This window comes from Streptomyces sp. NPDC048338 (genome assembly GCF_043201055.1).
Lineage (GTDB): Bacteria > Actinomycetota > Actinomycetes > Streptomycetales > Streptomycetaceae > Streptomyces.
In genome coordinates this window covers 126583-140155 of the sequence record NZ_JBICYQ010000003.1, presented here as the reverse complement: position 1 = coordinate 140155, position 13573 = coordinate 126583, and the positions used below count along the sequence as shown (strand labels likewise).

Genomic DNA, 13573 nt, shown 5'->3' with positions numbered 1-13573 from the left:
GGGGATGTCCGGAGCACTCGGTGGGTTCGGCGAGCTGGTCGGGCCGGCGGCGGCGCCGGCCGCGACGGTGGCCGTGGCCGTCTGGGCGGCCGGGACGGTGGCGGACCGGCGCCGCGGGCGCCGGACACGGAAACGGATGGCCGTCCTGCTGGAGCCCGGGCAGGGGCGGGTCCGGCGGCGAAGAAGCGAGGCCCCGGCGTGGCTGCGGAGCTGGTCCGTGCCGTCCGTCGTCGCGGTCGCCGGATGGGTGCTGATCGGCGGGGTGGCCGGCTGCCTGGTCGGTGCCGCCGCGGCGTGGGCGCTGCGGACGTGGCGGGCACGCCGTCCGGTTCGGGAGCCGGAAGGGGCGGAAGCGGTGCGGCAGTTGCCGCTCGCCGCGGACCTGCTGGCGGCATGCGCCTCGGCCGGGGCCGGACCGGGGGAAGCCGCGGAGGCGGTCGGCAGATCGCTCGGCGGACCGGTGGGTGAGCGGCTCGTACGGACGGCGGCCGAGCTCCGCCTGGGCGGCGAACCGGCCGATGTCTGGCGGAGGTTCGGTGCCCTGGCCGGCGCGGATGGTCTGGCCCGCTGCCTGGAGCGGTCGGGCTCCTCCGGGGCGCCCGCCGCGGAGGCCGTCTCCCGGCACGCGGCCGGGCTGCGGGCGGAGCGGGCCCGCCGGGCCTCGGCCCGGGCGCAGCGGGCGCAGGTGCTGATCACCGCACCGGTGGGGCTGTGCTTCCTGCCCGCCTTCCTGGCGGTGGGAGTGGCCCCCGTGGTGATCGGACTCGCGAGCGGCCTGCTGCACGGATGACCCGGCGGGGCGGGCGGTGGACGCCGACGTGAGGCGCCGCGGAGTCCGCGACCGGGAGTCGATCGATGTGACCGACGAATGCGACGAACGAACAGAGCAGAGGCGGGGGTTGGCGTGAAGAGTGACATGAGGAGCGGCATGAGGAAGATGAGTGCGTGGTGTCGGGCCCGGCGGGCGGCCGGGAGCGACGCGGGAATGACCACGTCCGAGTACGCGATGGGCACGATCGCCGCAGCCGGGTTCGCGGCGGTGCTGTACAAGATCGTGACCAGCGATTCCGTGTCGGGCGCCCTGGAGTCGGTGATCGGGAAGGCCCTCGATGCGCCGTTCTGAGGACCGGGGCGCCGTGACCGTGGAGGCGGCGATGGCCCTGCCGGCGCTGGTGGCGTTCACCCTGGCGCTGCTGTGGTCGCTCGCCGCCGCCGCGGCGCAGATCCAGTGCGTGGACGCCGCCCGGGCCGGGGCGCGGGCGGCGGCCCGCTCCGAGCCGGTGGCCGCGGCGGAGTCCGTCGCCCGGACGGCCGCACCTGACGGAGCGAATGTCTCGGTCACCCGTTCGGGCGAGCTGTGGCAGGTGACGGTGGAGGCGGAGGCCCCCGGCCCCGGCGGGATGGGCGTCACCCTGCGCGCCGGGGCGGCCGCCCTCGCCGAGGACGCGGTGGGGGAGGTGGCCCCATGAGGAGGCAGTCAGGGGTTGGCGGCCCCGCGGGCGGCGGCGTGAGGAGGTCGTCGGTGGTGCGCGACCCGGGTGACGGGGGCACCGGCGCCGTGACGAGGTTCCGGGGGCTCCGCTGCCCGGGCGCCCGGGGCGGCGCCGTGCCGAGACGGATCCGCGGTCCGGGCACCCGGGGCACCGCGACACCGCGGATCCGCGCACCGGGCGCCCGAGGTGCTGCCCGGGGCGGCGATCGGGGGATGGCGACGGTGTGGACCGCGTTCGCGGCCTGCGTCCTGTGCGTGGTCTTCGGGGCGGTGCTGGCCCTGGGGCAGGCGGTGGCGGCCCGGCACCGGGCGGGTGGCGCCGCCGACCTGGCGGCGCTCGCCGCCGCCGGCCGGGCCGCCCTCTGGGGCGAGCGGGACGCCTGCGCCGCGGCGGCCCGGGTGGCCGGAGCCCAGGGCGCCGCCCTGGTGCGGTGCTCGGTGCGCGGCGACGTCGCGGACGTGACCGCGACCGTGCGGGTGGGGCCGTACGCGCCCGTCGTCAGGGCGCGGGCGGGGCCTGCGGAGGCTCTGCCGGGGCTTCCCGCAGCAGTTCCGTGAGGAGGCGCACGGCGCCGCGCTTGTGGAGCGGGTCGTTGCCGTTGCCGCACTTGGGGGACTGGATGCAGGACGGGCAGCCACCCTCGCACTCGCAGGAGGCGATCGCCTCCCGGGTGGCCGTCAGCCAGGCGCGTGCGGTGTGGAAGGCCCGTTCGGCGAAGCCCGCGCCGCCGGGATGGCCGTCGTACACGAAGACGGTCGGGAGCAGCGTGTCCGGGTGGAGGGGGACGGAGACCCCGCCGATGTCCCAGCGGTCGCAGGTCGCGAAGAGCGGCAGCATGCCGATGGAGGCGTGCTCGGCGGCGTGCAGGGCCCCGCCGAGGATCTCCGGGGTGATCCGGGCGGCGTCGAGCTGGTCCTCGGTGACCGTCCACCACACGGCCCGGGTGCGCAGGGTGCGGGGCGGCAGGTCGAGCTTGGTCTCGCCGAGGACCTCGCCGGTGATCAGACGGCGGCGCAGGTAGGAGACGACCTGGTTGGTGACCTCGACGGAGCCGAAGCAGAGCCGGCCGGCTCCCCACGGGATCTCGGTGTCGGTCTCCAGGACGGCGATGGAGGTGGTGTCGCGGGCGGTGGTGGAGTACGGCGGCGCGGCCTCCTCGACCAGCGCCACCGAGTCCTTCAGGTCCAGGTGCTTCACCAGATAGGTGCGGCCCTGGTGCAGGTGGACGGCCCCGTCGTGGACGGCGGTGTGGGAGGCGGCCTCGTCGACCGTGCCGAGCAGCCGGCCGGTGGCCGCCTCGACGATCTGGACGGGGCTGCCGCCCCCGCCCCGGATGTCGGTGAGGTCGGCGGCCCGCTCCCGGCGGGTCCAGTACCAGCCGCTGGAGCGGCGGCGCAGCAGTCCGGCGGCCTCCAGCTGGGGCAGCAGCTCGGGGACGGCCGGGCCGAAGAGAGCCAGGTCGGCGTCCGTCAGCGGAAGCTCCGCGGCGGCGGCGCACAGATGGGGGGCGAGGACGTAGGGGTTGTCGGGGTCCAGGACGGTCGACTCGACCGGCTGCCGGAAGAGCGCCTCGGGATGGTGGACCAGGAAGGTGTCCAGCGGGTCGTCGCGGGCGACCAGGATGGCCAGCGCCCCCTCGCCCGAGCGTCCGGCGCGGCCCGCCTGCTGCCACAGGGAGGCCCGTGTGCCGGGATAGCCGGCGATCACCACGGCGTCCAGGCCGGAGACGTCCACGCCGAGCTCCAGGGCGGTCGTGGCGGCCAGGCCGAGGAGCTCGCCGGAGTGCAGGGCGCGTTCCAGGGCACGGCGCTCCTCGGGCAGGTAGCCGCCGCGGTAGGCCGCCACCCGGCGGGCCAGGGAGCGGTCGACCTCGGCCAGGCGCTCCTGGGCGATCACGGCGATCAGCTCCGCGCCGCGCCGGGAGCGGACGAAGGCGACCGAGCGGACGCCCTGCACCGCCAGGTCCGTCAGCAGGTCGGCGGTCTCGGCGGTGGCCGTGCGGCGCACCGGGGCGCCCTGCTCGCCGTGCAGCTCGGTCAGCGGCGGCTCCCACAGCGCGAAGACCAGCTCGCCGCGCGGGGAGGCGTCGTCGGAGACCTCGACCACCGGCAGACCGGTCAGACGGCCGGCGGCGAGGGCCGGCTCGGCGGCGGTGGCGGAGGCCAGCAGGAAGACGGGGTCGGCTCCGTAACGGGCGCAGACGCGGCGCAGCCGGCGCAGCACCTGGGCGACATGGGAGCCGAAGACGCCCCGGTAGGTGTGGCACTCGTCGATGACGACGTAGCGCAGGGAGCGCAGGAAGGAGGACCACCGGGCGTGGCCGGGGAGTATCCCCCGGTGCAGCATGTCGGGATTGGTGAGCACGTAGTTCGCGTACTGGCGGACCCACTCGCGCTCCTCGACCGGCGTGTCGCCGTCGTAGACGGCGGGCCGGATCCGGTTGCCGAGCGGGGCTGCCAGCTCGCGGACGGCCCGGCGCTGGTCGGCGGCGAGGGCCTTGGTGGGGGCCAGGTACAGGGCGGTGGCGCCCCGACCGTTCGGGGCCTCCGCGCCGTCGAGGAGCGTGGAGAGCACCGGGGTCAGATAGGCCAGCGACTTGCCCGAGGCGGTGCCGGTGGCGATCACCACGGATTCGCCGTCCAGCGCGTGCTCGGCGGCTTGTGCCTGGTGGGCCCAGGGGTGCTCGATTCCGGCCGCCTGGATCGCGCCGATCACTTCCGGACGGATGCGATGCGGCCAGACTGCATGCCGACCCGCCCGGGCGGGCAAGTGCTCCGTATGAGTGATGCGCGCGGCCCGGCTCTCGCCCGATGCGAGCCGGTCGAGGACCATGCCGGGAGACGGGCGGCTGCCCGTACTTCCGGCCGGTCGACTGGGGCGGTGATTCTTGGCCATCGGCACCGAGTGTGTCACTGGCGTGACGGACAATGCTCCCAAGGCGTCGTGCATGGCTGCTGGTAAGTGATTGAATGCCATCGCGGCTGGCGATCCGTCCCCCGACTTCCGCCCGGGAGACCCGAGGGGCGAACGCCCGATAGCAAGGTGCTGGAGGATCCGTGGACCTGTCCCTGTCGACTCGCAATGTGTCCGGCCCGAGCGGCGACCGTACGGTCGTCGAGGTCGGTGGCGAGATTGATGTGTATACCGCGCCCAAGCTGCGCGAGCAGTTGGTCGAGTTGGTGAACGACGGCAGCTACCACCTCGTCGTCGACATGGAGGGTGTGGACTTCCTCGACTCGACCGGCCTCGGCGTGCTGGTGGGCGGTCTCAAGCGCGTGCGCGCGCACGAGGGATCGCTGCGACTGGTGTGCAACCAGGAGCGCATCCTGAAGATTTTCCGGATCACTGGTCTGACCAAGGTGTTCCCCATCCACACCACGGTCGAAGAGGCCGTCAACGCCACCGACTGACGCAGGCAGACGGACGGGAGAGCCGGGCGACACGCCCGGTCCTCCGAGTTGTCCGCCCACACGCTCCCAGGGGGACCGCATGGCCACCGTCGAACTCCGCTTCAGTGCCTCGCCCGAGCATGTCCGCACGGCCCGCCTGGTGGCGGCCGCGGTGGCGCGCCGGGCCGGGGTCGACGACGCGGTTCTCGACGAGGTCAGGCTCGCCGTCGGCGAGGCGTGCTCCCGTGCGGTGGGGCTGCACCGCAGCAACGGCGTCACCACCCCGGTCCGGGTCGTGCTCACCGAGGAGGAGAAGTCCTTCTCCATCGAGGTGGGCGACGAGGTCCCCGGTGCGGGGGTGGCGGCGGCCGACGCCGCCGGCGTCCCCGGAACCCGGGACGCCGCGCCCGCCGAGGAGTTCGACGACGCCGACGGCGAGGACGAGATGGGTCTCGCGGTGATCCGCGGGCTCGTCGACGACTTCGAGGTGAGCGCCGGCGAGGACGGCGGTGTGATCCGGATGAGCTGGCCGACGAATCCGGTCGACGAGCTCCCCTGACGCGCGTCCGCCGTCGCGGGAACGACGAGAACCGAAAGAGGCCCTGCTGAGCAGGGCCTCTTTTGCATTTCCCTAGATCGCCGATCATGCGTAAATGCTTTTGCCGCATTACCGTTCTCGTTGGTACGTGTGAGGAATGAGCGAATTCTGATTGCGGCACTCTGTTTTGATCGGGATCCGCTCCCTACAATCCGTCCACATCTTGACCCCGCAACGTCAAGGAGGACGAATGGCGGGTCTTGCAGCCGCGGTGCTCACCCAAGAGAACCGCGTGATCGTGATCGTCATCGCAGCCGTCGCCCTGGCGGCGCTGCTCGTCGCCCAGCTGCTGGTGCGCCAGGTCCTCGCCGCCGGTGAGGGCACCGATTCGATGAAGAAGATCGCCGCCGCCGTCCAGGAAGGCGCGAATGCCTATCTCGCACGGCAGTTGCGGACTCTCGGGATCTTCGCGGTCGTCGTGTTCTTCCTGCTCTTGCTGCTTCCGGCCGACAACTGGTCGCAGCGCGCCGGGCGTTCGCTCTTCTTCCTGGTGGGCGCGCTTTTCTCCGCGGCCACCGGATACATCGGCATGCGGCTCGCCGTGCGGGCGAATGTGCGCGTGGCCGCGGCCGCGCGCGAGGCCACTCCGGCGCCGGGTGAACCGGAAAAGGATCTGACCCTCGTCTCGCACAAGGCGATGAAGATCGCCTTCCGGACCGGCGGCGTGGTCGGCATGTTCACCGTCGGCCTCGGACTGCTCGGCGCCTCGTGCGTCGTCCTCGTCTACGCCGCCGACGCGCCCAAGGTCCTGGAGGGCTTCGGTCTGGGAGCCGCCCTCATCGCCATGTTCATGCGTGTGGGCGGCGGCATCTTCACCAAGGCCGCCGACGTCGGCGCCGACCTCGTCGGCAAGGTGGAGCAGGGCATCCCGGAGGACGACCCGCGCAACGCCGCCACCATCGCCGACAACGTGGGCGACAACGTCGGCGACTGCGCCGGCATGGCCGCCGACCTCTTCGAGTCGTACGCCGTGACCCTTGTCGCCGCGCTGATCCTCGGCAAGGCCGCCTTCGGCGACCTCGGGCTCGCGTTCCCCCTCATCGTGCCGGCGATCGGCGTCGTCACCGCGATGATCGGCATCTTCGCGGTCGCCCCGCGCCGCACCGATCGCAGCGGCATGACGGCCATCAACCGCGGGTTCTTCATCTCCGCGGTGATCTCGCTCGCCCTGGTCGCCGTCGCCGTGTTCGCCTATCTGCCGTCCTCCTACGCCGACCTCGAGGGCGTCACCGAGCCCGGTGTCCTGAGCCACGCCGGAGACCCGCGGATCCTCGCGCTGGTCGCCGTCGCCATCGGCATCGTCCTCGCCGCCCTGATCCAGCAACTCACCGGCTACTTCACGGAGACCAGCCGGCGCCCCGTCAGGGACATCGGCAAGTCCTCGCTGACCGGGCCCGCCACCGTCGTCCTCGCGGGCGTCTCCATCGGCCTGGAGTCCGCCGTCTACACGGCCCTGCTCATCGGGCTCGCCGTCTACGGCGCGTTCCTGCTCGGCGGCGCCTCCATCATGCTGGCGCTGTTCGCGGTCGCCCTGGCCGGCACGGGCCTGCTGACGACCGTCGGCGTCATCGTGGCCATGGACACCTTCGGTCCGGTCTCCGACAACGCCCAGGGCATCGCCGAGATGTCCGGCGACGTCCAGGGTGCCGGCGCGCAGGTCCTCACGGATCTGGACGCCGTCGGCAACACCACCAAGGCGATCACGAAGGGCATCGCCATCGCCACCGCGGTCCTGGCCGCCGCGGCACTGTTCGGCTCGTACCGCGACGCGATCGCCACGTCGGTGGCGGAGGTGGGGGCCAAGGCCGCCGAGACGACCCTCTCGATGGACATCTCCCAGCCCAACAACCTCTTCGGGCTCATCCTCGGGGCCGCGGTCGTCTTCCTCTTCTCCGGGCTCGCCATCAACGCGGTGTCGCGGTCGGCCGGAGCCGTGGTCTACGAGGTGCGGCGCCAGTTCCGCGAGCACCCCGGGATCATGACGTACGACGAGCAGCCCGAGTACGGGCGGGTCGTCGACATCTGCACCAAGGACGCGCTGCGCGAACTCGCCACGCCAGGGCTGCTCGCGGTGATGGCACCGATCGCGGTCGGGTTCTCGCTCGGGGTGGGCGCGCTCGGCGCGTATCTCGCCGGGGCCATCGGCACGGGAGCGCTGATGGCGGTCTTCCTGGCGAACTCCGGCGGCGCCTGGGACAACGCCAAGAAGCTGGTCGAGGACGGCCATCACGGCGGCAAGGGAAGCGAGGCGCATGCCGCCACCGTGATCGGGGACACCGTCGGCGACCCGTTCAAGGACACGGCGGGGCCCGCGATCAACCCCCTGCTGAAGGTGATGAACCTGGTGGCCCTGCTGATCGCGCCCGCGGTGGTGCAGTTCAGCTTCGGCGACGACGCGAGCGCCGGACTGAGGACGTTGATCGCCGTCCTCTCGATCGCCGTCATCGTCGGGGCGGTCTACGTCTCCAAGCGGCGCTCGGTGGCCATGGGTGACGAAGACAACACCGATGATCGGACGACCGCCGCCCCGGACGCGCCGGTCGTTTCGTAACACCAGATCAAGGAACGGGCGGGCGGCGCTTTCTGAGGTGCCGTCCGCTCGTGGCGTATCCGGAGTGAGGCGTGTCTCCCTTGGTGCAAAAGGCTGCAATGCCGGATGAATCAGTCGTACGAAAGGTGGATGTCGCCCGCTTGGCGTGTATGTTCCGGGGCCGAGAGCCTTGGAAGGGACCGATCCGGTGAACAAGAAGCTTGCGGCCGTACTGTCCGGCGGCGCGGTACTGGTGCTCACGCTGTCCGGTTGCAGCGACGACGGCGAGAAGGTGGACGCCTGGGCCAAGACGTTCTGCGACCAGGCACAACCGCAGTTCCAGAAGCAGGCCAACGCCAACGAGCTCATCAAGGCGACGGCGGCGGACAGCAAGCCCGCCGAGATCCAGGCCGCGGACTCGAAGGCGTTCGCGGACATCGCGGCGGCCGACCGGGCGCTCGCCAAGGCCGTCGAGTCGGCCGGCGCCCCGCCCGTCGACAACGGCGAGACGATCCAGCAGGACGCGATCAAGGAGCTCAACGCCGCCGCGGTGGCGTACGAGGGCCTGAAGAAGCAGGTCGACGCGCTCGACACGTCGAACCAGCAGAAGTTCGCGGACGGGTTGAAGAGCGTCGCCGACAACCTCGCGAAGATCCAGAACATGGACCAGAACGCGCTGAACAAGGTACGCGAGGGCGAGTTGGGCCAGGCGCTGGCGAAGCAGCCGGGCTGCAAGTCGCCGAAGCCGTCGGTCCCGCCGGCCGCCGGTTCCTCCCAGGACGCCGGCTCCGCCCCCTCGAAGACCCCGGCGGCGCCCTCGGCCACGACGTCGAAGAAGCCGTCGGGCGGGCCGAGCAAGAGCGCGGAGTAGCGCGGGCGACCCCCACGCATCGGAGGCCCCGGCGGGCGACGCCTGCCGGGGCCTCCGTCCTGCCCGGCCGCGGCCGCCGGGCGCCCGCGCGCCCGGCGGCCGACGGCACGGCCCGTCCCCGCTGCCCGGGCGGGGCGGGGCCCGGCGAGGCGGTCGCGGCCGTCACAATGAGGGGGTGAGTACGACCAGTCAGACCCCCAGCCTTCCGGTGCCCGCGCACGCCGCCCGACTGCGCGACGCACTGCTCGCCGCAGACTTCACCGCGGACGGCCTGCTCGAACTGCTCGGCGCCCCCGCCTACGCGGCGCTCGCCCGCAGCGAGACCGTCCCCGCGCTGCGCGCCACCCGCGGTGACTCCCCGCTCCGGACGCTCGTGCGCCTCTTCCTGCTCCAGGGAACCGTTCCCGCCGAGCGGGCCGCCGCCGCGCTGCCGCTGAAGGAGGCGCTGGCCGACGGCTGGATCGAGGAGGAGGACGGCGAGGTCCGGGCGACCGTCGACGTCCGGCCGTACGGCGGCCCCGACGGCCAGGACTGGTTCATCGTCTCCGACCTCGGCTGCGCCGTCGGCGGGGCGGGCGGCATCGGCAGCAGGGGCGGCCACGCCGGAGCGGGCGTCGTCCTCGGCGTCGGCGGCGCGTCCACCACGCTGGCCGGCATCACGATCCGTACGCCCGTCTCCACCGCGCTCGACCTCGGCACCGGCTCCGGCATCCAGGCCCTGCACGCCGCCCAGCACGCCACCCTGGTCACCGCGACCGATCTCAACCCGCGCGCACTGGACTTCACCCGGCTCACCCTCGCGCTGTCCGGCGCCCGTGAGGCCGAACTGCTCACCGGTTCGCTCTTCGAGCCCGTCGACGGCGACACGTACGACCTGATCGTCTCCAACCCGCCGTTCGTCATCTCCCCCGGTGCCCGCCTCACCTACCGCGACGGCGGCATGGGCGGCGACGACCTGTGCCGCACGCTCGTGCAGGAGTCCGGGGAGCGCCTCAACGACGGCGGCTACGCCCAGTTCCTCGCCAACTGGCAGCACGTCGAGGGCGAGGAGTGGCAGGACCGCCTCCGCTCCTGGGTGCCCCGCGGCTGCGACGCCTGGATCGTGCAGCGCGAGGTCCAGGACATCACCCAGTACGCCGAGCTGTGGCTCCGCGACAGCGGCGACCACCGCGAGGACCCGGAGCGCTACGACGAGCGGTACGGGGCCTGGCTCGACGAGTTCGAGGCCCGCGGGACCCGGGCCGTCGGCTTCGGCTGGATCACGCTGCGCAAGAACCCGGCCGTGGCCTCGGGCGCCGTCGAGCCCTCGATCGTCGTCGAGGAGTGGCCGCACCCCGTCGAGCAGCCGCTCGGCGCCGCCGTCCAGGACCACTTCGAGCGTCAGGACTACCTGCGGACGCACGACGACGCGGCCCTCCTCGCCGACCACTTCGTGCTCGCGCCCGAGGTGATGCAGGAGCAGGTCGGACTGCCCGGAGCCGAGGACCCCGAGCACGTCGTGCTGCGCCAGAACCGCGGCATGCGCCGGGCCACCAAGGTCGACCACATCGGAGCCGGTTTCGCCGGCGTGTGCGACGGATCCCTCAGCGCCGGCCGGATCCTCGACGCGATCGGCCAGTTGACCGGGGAGGACCCGGTGCTGCTGCGCGACCGCACCCCGCAGGCCATCCGGCTGCTGGTGGAGGAGGGCTTCCTGCTGCCCGTCCGGGAGGAGGACGGCGCTTGATACGGATCGAGCTGGACGAGGCCGCACTCGGGGCGACCCGGATCGCGATCAGCCCGCTGCGGGACGCGTTCTGCGCCATGCACCTGGCCCTGCCCGCCCGGAACCCGTCCTGGCCGTACCGGCAGTGGGTGGGCCGCGCGCGCGAGGTGTGGCGCGAGGACGACCGGCTCAGGCCGCTGTGGGACCTCTTCGCGGAGGGGCGCTACGAGGTGTCCGACTTCCTGTTGCCCCGTCCGGTCGGCACGGTCCACGTCCAGGAGGAGCTCGACCTGCTGCGGGCCACCGACCCGGAGTTCGTGCGCGCCCACGCGGCCGTCTGCTACCCCGGGATGGCTGACGCACCCTTCCTGCGGCCGTACCTCGAGGACCCGGAGGCGGCCTGCGCGGCGCTCGCCGACGCCTACGCCGCCTACTGGGAGGGCGCGATCGAGCCGTACTGGCCGACCATGCGCCGGCTGGTGGAGGACGAAGTCCTGGTGCGGGCCCGGACGTTCGCCACCGAGGGTGTCGACGCCCTGTTCACCGGGCTGGAGACACGGGCACGCTGGGAGCGGCCCGTGCTCGAACTGACCAAGTACTACGAGGCGGAGTACGCGGCCGGTGAGCGGCGCCTCGTCCTCGTGCCCCTCGTCTTCGCCGAGGGCTGCCGGCTCTACTCGACCGACGATCCCGAGGTGCTCGCGGTCTCCTTCCAGGCGCGGGGAGCCGCCGCCCTGCGCGAACCGGCCGAGCCCGTGGCCGAGGACCGCCTCGGGCTGATGCTGGGCCGCGGCCGGGCCGCCGTGCTCCGTGAGCTGGCCGGCCCGCTCACCACGGCCGGCCTCGCGGACCGGCTCGGGCTCGCGCCCAGCACCGTCTCGGAGCACCTGTCGGTGCTCGCGGAGGCGGCGGTGGTGACCCGGCACCGGGTCGGACGCTCTGTCTACTACCAGCTCACGGACACCGGCCGCGCGCTGCTGGCCCTGCTCGCCGGACAGGACGTGCTCGGCGCGGTCGCCTGACCGCGGGGCCGGGGCCGCTCCCGTCGCCCGGCCGGGAGGATTCGGGGCCGCCCGAATCGTTCGCCCGGCCCGGCCGTCCGCTCCTACCGTCCGCGCATGCTCGCTATCGAGGCGGACGCGCTGCGCCGCACCTACACCAGCAGGACCGGATGGCCGCGGCGCCGCCGGACCGAGACCGAGGCCGTGCGCGGAGTGACCTTCGAGGTGGCCCCCGGCGAGCTGTTCGGGCTGCTCGGCCCGAACGGCGCGGGGAAGACCACGACCATCAAGATGCTCAACACCCTGCTGCTGCCGACCTCCGGCACGGCCAGGGTCTTCGGCCACGACGTGGCCCGCGAGCCGGTCGCCGTTCGCCGCCGGATCGGGTACGTCTTCGGCGGCGACCGCGGTCTCTACGACCGGCTCTCCGCGCTCGACAACCTCCGGTACTTCGCCGAGCTGTACGGCGTCGCCCCTCGTGCGCAGAAGCGGCGGATCGCCGAACTCCTCGACCTGGTCGGCCTCGCCGGCCGCGAGGGCGAGCGCGTCGAGGGGTACTCGCGGGGGATGCGGCAGCGGCTGCACATCGCGCGCGGACTCCTGCACCGGCCCGACGTCCTCTTCCTCGACGAGCCGTCGATCGGCGTCGACCCGGTCGCCGCCCGCGACCTGCGCCGCACGGTCGCCGACCTCACCGCCGGCGGCACCACGGTCCTGCTGACCACGCACTACATGGCCGAGGCCGACGAGCTCTGCGACCGCATCGCCGTCGTCGCCGACGGCCGGATCCGGGCGCTGGGCACCCCCGACAGCCTCAAGTCCCGTGTCCGGGAGCGGGACGTGCTGGAGATCGAGGCGTACGGAGCGGACGAGGAGCACCTGGCCCGGATCCGTGAACTGCCCGGGGTGCGCGGTGCGTCGGCGGAGGACCGGGGCGGGCGGCAGACCGTGACCGTGCAGAGCGACCGCGGGGCCGAGCCGCACGCCGGGATCCTGACCGCCCTGGACGGGGTCCGCGTCGGCCGGGTCACCAGTCGCGAACCGTCCCTGGAGGACGCGTACATCGCGATCGTGGCGGAGGCGGCGGGGCACGCCGACCGGGACGGGGTGCCGGCATGAGGCGGGACACGCGGCCGGCCGGAGCCGGCACGGGACGGCGCCCAGGTGGCGTCCGACCCGCGACGGCCCGGCCGGGGCGCGGCCCGGCGGCCGTGCGCCGCGGCCTGCGGCTGGTCGGGGTCGGCGTCCGGACCCATGTCTCGTACATGTCGCGCTCGCCGATCGAGATCACCTTCGCCGTCCTCGTCCCCCTCGTCCACGCGACGCTCGCCGTCTTCCTGTTCCGGGCCGCGGGCGATCCCGACCGGCTGCTGACCGCCTCCGTCGGCGCCGGTCTGATGGGCATCTGGGGTTCGGTGCTGTTCGGTTCGGGCGGGGCGGTGCAGAACCAGCGCTGGCTCGGCACCCTGGAGACCCTGGTCGTGGCGCCCGCGCCGCTGGCGATGGTGCTGCTGCCGATCACCCTCGCGACCGCCGTCGTCGGCACGTACGCGATGGGCGCGACCGTCCTGTGGGGCGTCGTTCTCTTCGGCGTCCCGCTGGACTTCGCGCACCCGCTGCTCTTCGCCGTCGCCGTTCCCGTGTGCGTGCTCTCGCTCGGGATGACGGGTCTCCTGCTCGCCGCCTGCTTCGTCCTCCTGCGCAACGCCAACGCGCTGGCGAACCCGCTCGACACCCCGGTCTGGCTGCTGTCCGGGCTGCTCGTGCCGATCACCGTGCTGCCGTCCTGGACGCACCCGGTCTCGTGGGCGCTGCCCACGACCTGGGGCGCGCGGGCGGTGCACGCCGCGACCTCCGGCGGGGACGTGGTCCCGCCACTGCTGGCGGCCCTGGGCCTCGGCGTCGTGTACGCGCTCGCCGCCGTCCTCGTCCTCGGCCGGGTGGAGCGCCGGGCGCGCGCCGCGGCCACCCTCGCCCTCGCCTGAA

At 73.4% G+C, this 13573-nt stretch carries 13 protein-coding genes; 12 read left to right on the top strand and 1 reads right to left on the bottom strand.

Annotated elements, in window-relative coordinates:
- Nucleotides 1-4: 4 nt before the first annotated feature.
- The 4 genes from ACGFZF_RS08120 to ACGFZF_RS08105 all read left to right on the top strand — a co-directional run bounded on the left by ACGFZF_RS08120 (nucleotide 5) and on the right by ACGFZF_RS08105 (nucleotide 2050).
- Nucleotides 5-790, top strand: coding sequence for a type II secretion system F family protein (locus ACGFZF_RS08120; RefSeq protein WP_393552037.1), 786 nt, complete (start codon nucleotides 5-7; stop codon nucleotides 788-790).
- 138 nt (nucleotides 791-928) lie between these two features.
- A complete protein-coding gene (locus ACGFZF_RS08115; protein WP_393552035.1) occupies nucleotides 929-1123 on the top strand; it encodes a DUF4244 domain-containing protein in 195 nt (64 codons plus the stop codon).
- Complete coding sequence (locus tag ACGFZF_RS08110; protein WP_393552033.1) at nucleotides 1110-1469, top strand: TadE family type IV pilus minor pilin; 360 nt, start codon at nucleotides 1110-1112, stop codon at nucleotides 1467-1469. Before ACGFZF_RS08115 ends, ACGFZF_RS08110 begins: the two co-directional genes overlap by 14 nt.
- Before the next feature lie 236 nt (nucleotides 1470-1705).
- Entirely contained in the window at nucleotides 1706-2050 is a 345-nt protein-coding gene (locus tag ACGFZF_RS08105) for an Rv3654c family TadE-like protein (RefSeq protein WP_356776274.1), read from the top strand.
- Here ACGFZF_RS08105 and ACGFZF_RS08100 read toward each other — a convergent pair.
- Nucleotides 1992-4469 (bottom strand): DEAD/DEAH box helicase, encoded by a 2478-nt coding sequence (locus tag ACGFZF_RS08100; protein ID WP_393552030.1) that lies wholly within the window; start codon nucleotides 4467-4469, stop codon nucleotides 1992-1994. The genes ACGFZF_RS08105 and ACGFZF_RS08100 overlap by 59 nt on opposite strands.
- Before the next feature lie 80 nt (nucleotides 4470-4549).
- Between ACGFZF_RS08100 and ACGFZF_RS08095 the strand changes: the two genes are divergently transcribed.
- The 8 genes from ACGFZF_RS08095 to ACGFZF_RS08060 all read left to right on the top strand — a co-directional run bounded on the left by ACGFZF_RS08095 (nucleotide 4550) and on the right by ACGFZF_RS08060 (nucleotide 13572).
- Nucleotides 4550-4903 carry an STAS domain-containing protein gene (locus tag ACGFZF_RS08095; protein ID WP_147979000.1) on the top strand — a complete coding sequence of 118 codons (354 nt, stop codon included), beginning with the start codon at nucleotides 4550-4552 and terminating at the stop codon, nucleotides 4901-4903.
- A 79-nt stretch (nucleotides 4904-4982) separates the two neighbouring features.
- On the top strand, nucleotides 4983-5441 hold the full coding sequence (locus tag ACGFZF_RS08090; RefSeq protein ID WP_393552027.1) for an ATP-binding protein: 459 nt from the start codon (nucleotides 4983-4985) through the stop codon (nucleotides 5439-5441).
- Between the two features lie 229 nt (nucleotides 5442-5670).
- A complete protein-coding gene (locus tag ACGFZF_RS08085) occupies nucleotides 5671-8031 on the top strand; it encodes a sodium-translocating pyrophosphatase (protein ID WP_393552025.1) in 2361 nt (786 codons plus the stop codon).
- A 187-nt stretch (nucleotides 8032-8218) separates the two neighbouring features.
- Nucleotides 8219-8881, top strand: a complete 663-nt coding sequence (locus tag ACGFZF_RS08080) for a small secreted protein (protein WP_393552023.1) — start codon at nucleotides 8219-8221, stop codon at nucleotides 8879-8881.
- A gap of 175 nt (nucleotides 8882-9056) precedes the next feature.
- Complete coding sequence (locus ACGFZF_RS08075; protein WP_393552021.1) at nucleotides 9057-10607, top strand: methyltransferase; 1551 nt, start codon at nucleotides 9057-9059, stop codon at nucleotides 10605-10607.
- Nucleotides 10604-11608, top strand: coding sequence for an ArsR/SmtB family transcription factor (locus tag ACGFZF_RS08070; protein WP_393552019.1), 1005 nt, complete (start codon nucleotides 10604-10606; stop codon nucleotides 11606-11608). The genes ACGFZF_RS08075 and ACGFZF_RS08070 overlap by 4 nt, the downstream gene beginning before the upstream one ends.
- 96 nt (nucleotides 11609-11704) lie before the next feature.
- On the top strand, nucleotides 11705-12706 hold the full coding sequence (locus ACGFZF_RS08065; protein WP_393552017.1) for an ATP-binding cassette domain-containing protein: 1002 nt from the start codon (nucleotides 11705-11707) through the stop codon (nucleotides 12704-12706).
- The gene (locus tag ACGFZF_RS08060) at nucleotides 12703-13572 is read left to right on the top strand and encodes an ABC transporter permease (protein WP_393552015.1); all 870 of its coding nucleotides are present in this window, start codon (nucleotides 12703-12705) and stop codon (nucleotides 13570-13572) included. The genes ACGFZF_RS08065 and ACGFZF_RS08060 overlap by 4 nt, the downstream gene beginning before the upstream one ends.
- Nucleotide 13573 lies beyond the last annotated feature (1 nt).

What these genes read in the sequence shown, in the direction of transcription:
- ACGFZF_RS08060 (WP_393552015.1), top strand. Translation starts at nt 12,703, where the DNA reads ATGAGGCGGGACACGCGGCCGGCCGGAGCCGGCACGGGACGGCGCCCA.
- ACGFZF_RS08110 (WP_393552033.1), top strand. Translation starts at nt 1,110, where the DNA reads ATGCGCCGTTCTGAGGACCGGGGCGCCGTGACCGTGGAGGCGGCGATG.
- ACGFZF_RS08105 (WP_356776274.1), top strand. Translation starts at nt 1,706, where the DNA reads ATGGCGACGGTGTGGACCGCGTTCGCGGCCTGCGTCCTGTGCGTGGTC.
- ACGFZF_RS08085 (WP_393552025.1), top strand. Translation starts at nt 5,671, where the DNA reads ATGGCGGGTCTTGCAGCCGCGGTGCTCACCCAAGAGAACCGCGTGATC.
- ACGFZF_RS08120 (WP_393552037.1), top strand. Translation starts at nt 5, where the DNA reads ATGTCCGGAGCACTCGGTGGGTTCGGCGAGCTGGTCGGGCCGGCGGCG.
- ACGFZF_RS08115 (WP_393552035.1), top strand. Translation starts at nt 929, where the DNA reads ATGAGGAAGATGAGTGCGTGGTGTCGGGCCCGGCGGGCGGCCGGGAGC.
- ACGFZF_RS08100 (WP_393552030.1), bottom strand. Translation starts at nt 4,469, where the DNA reads ATGGCATTCAATCACTTACCAGCAGCCATGCACGACGCCTTGGGAGCA.
- ACGFZF_RS08065 (WP_393552017.1), top strand. Translation starts at nt 11,705, where the DNA reads ATGCTCGCTATCGAGGCGGACGCGCTGCGCCGCACCTACACCAGCAGG.
- ACGFZF_RS08090 (WP_393552027.1), top strand. Translation starts at nt 4,983, where the DNA reads ATGGCCACCGTCGAACTCCGCTTCAGTGCCTCGCCCGAGCATGTCCGC.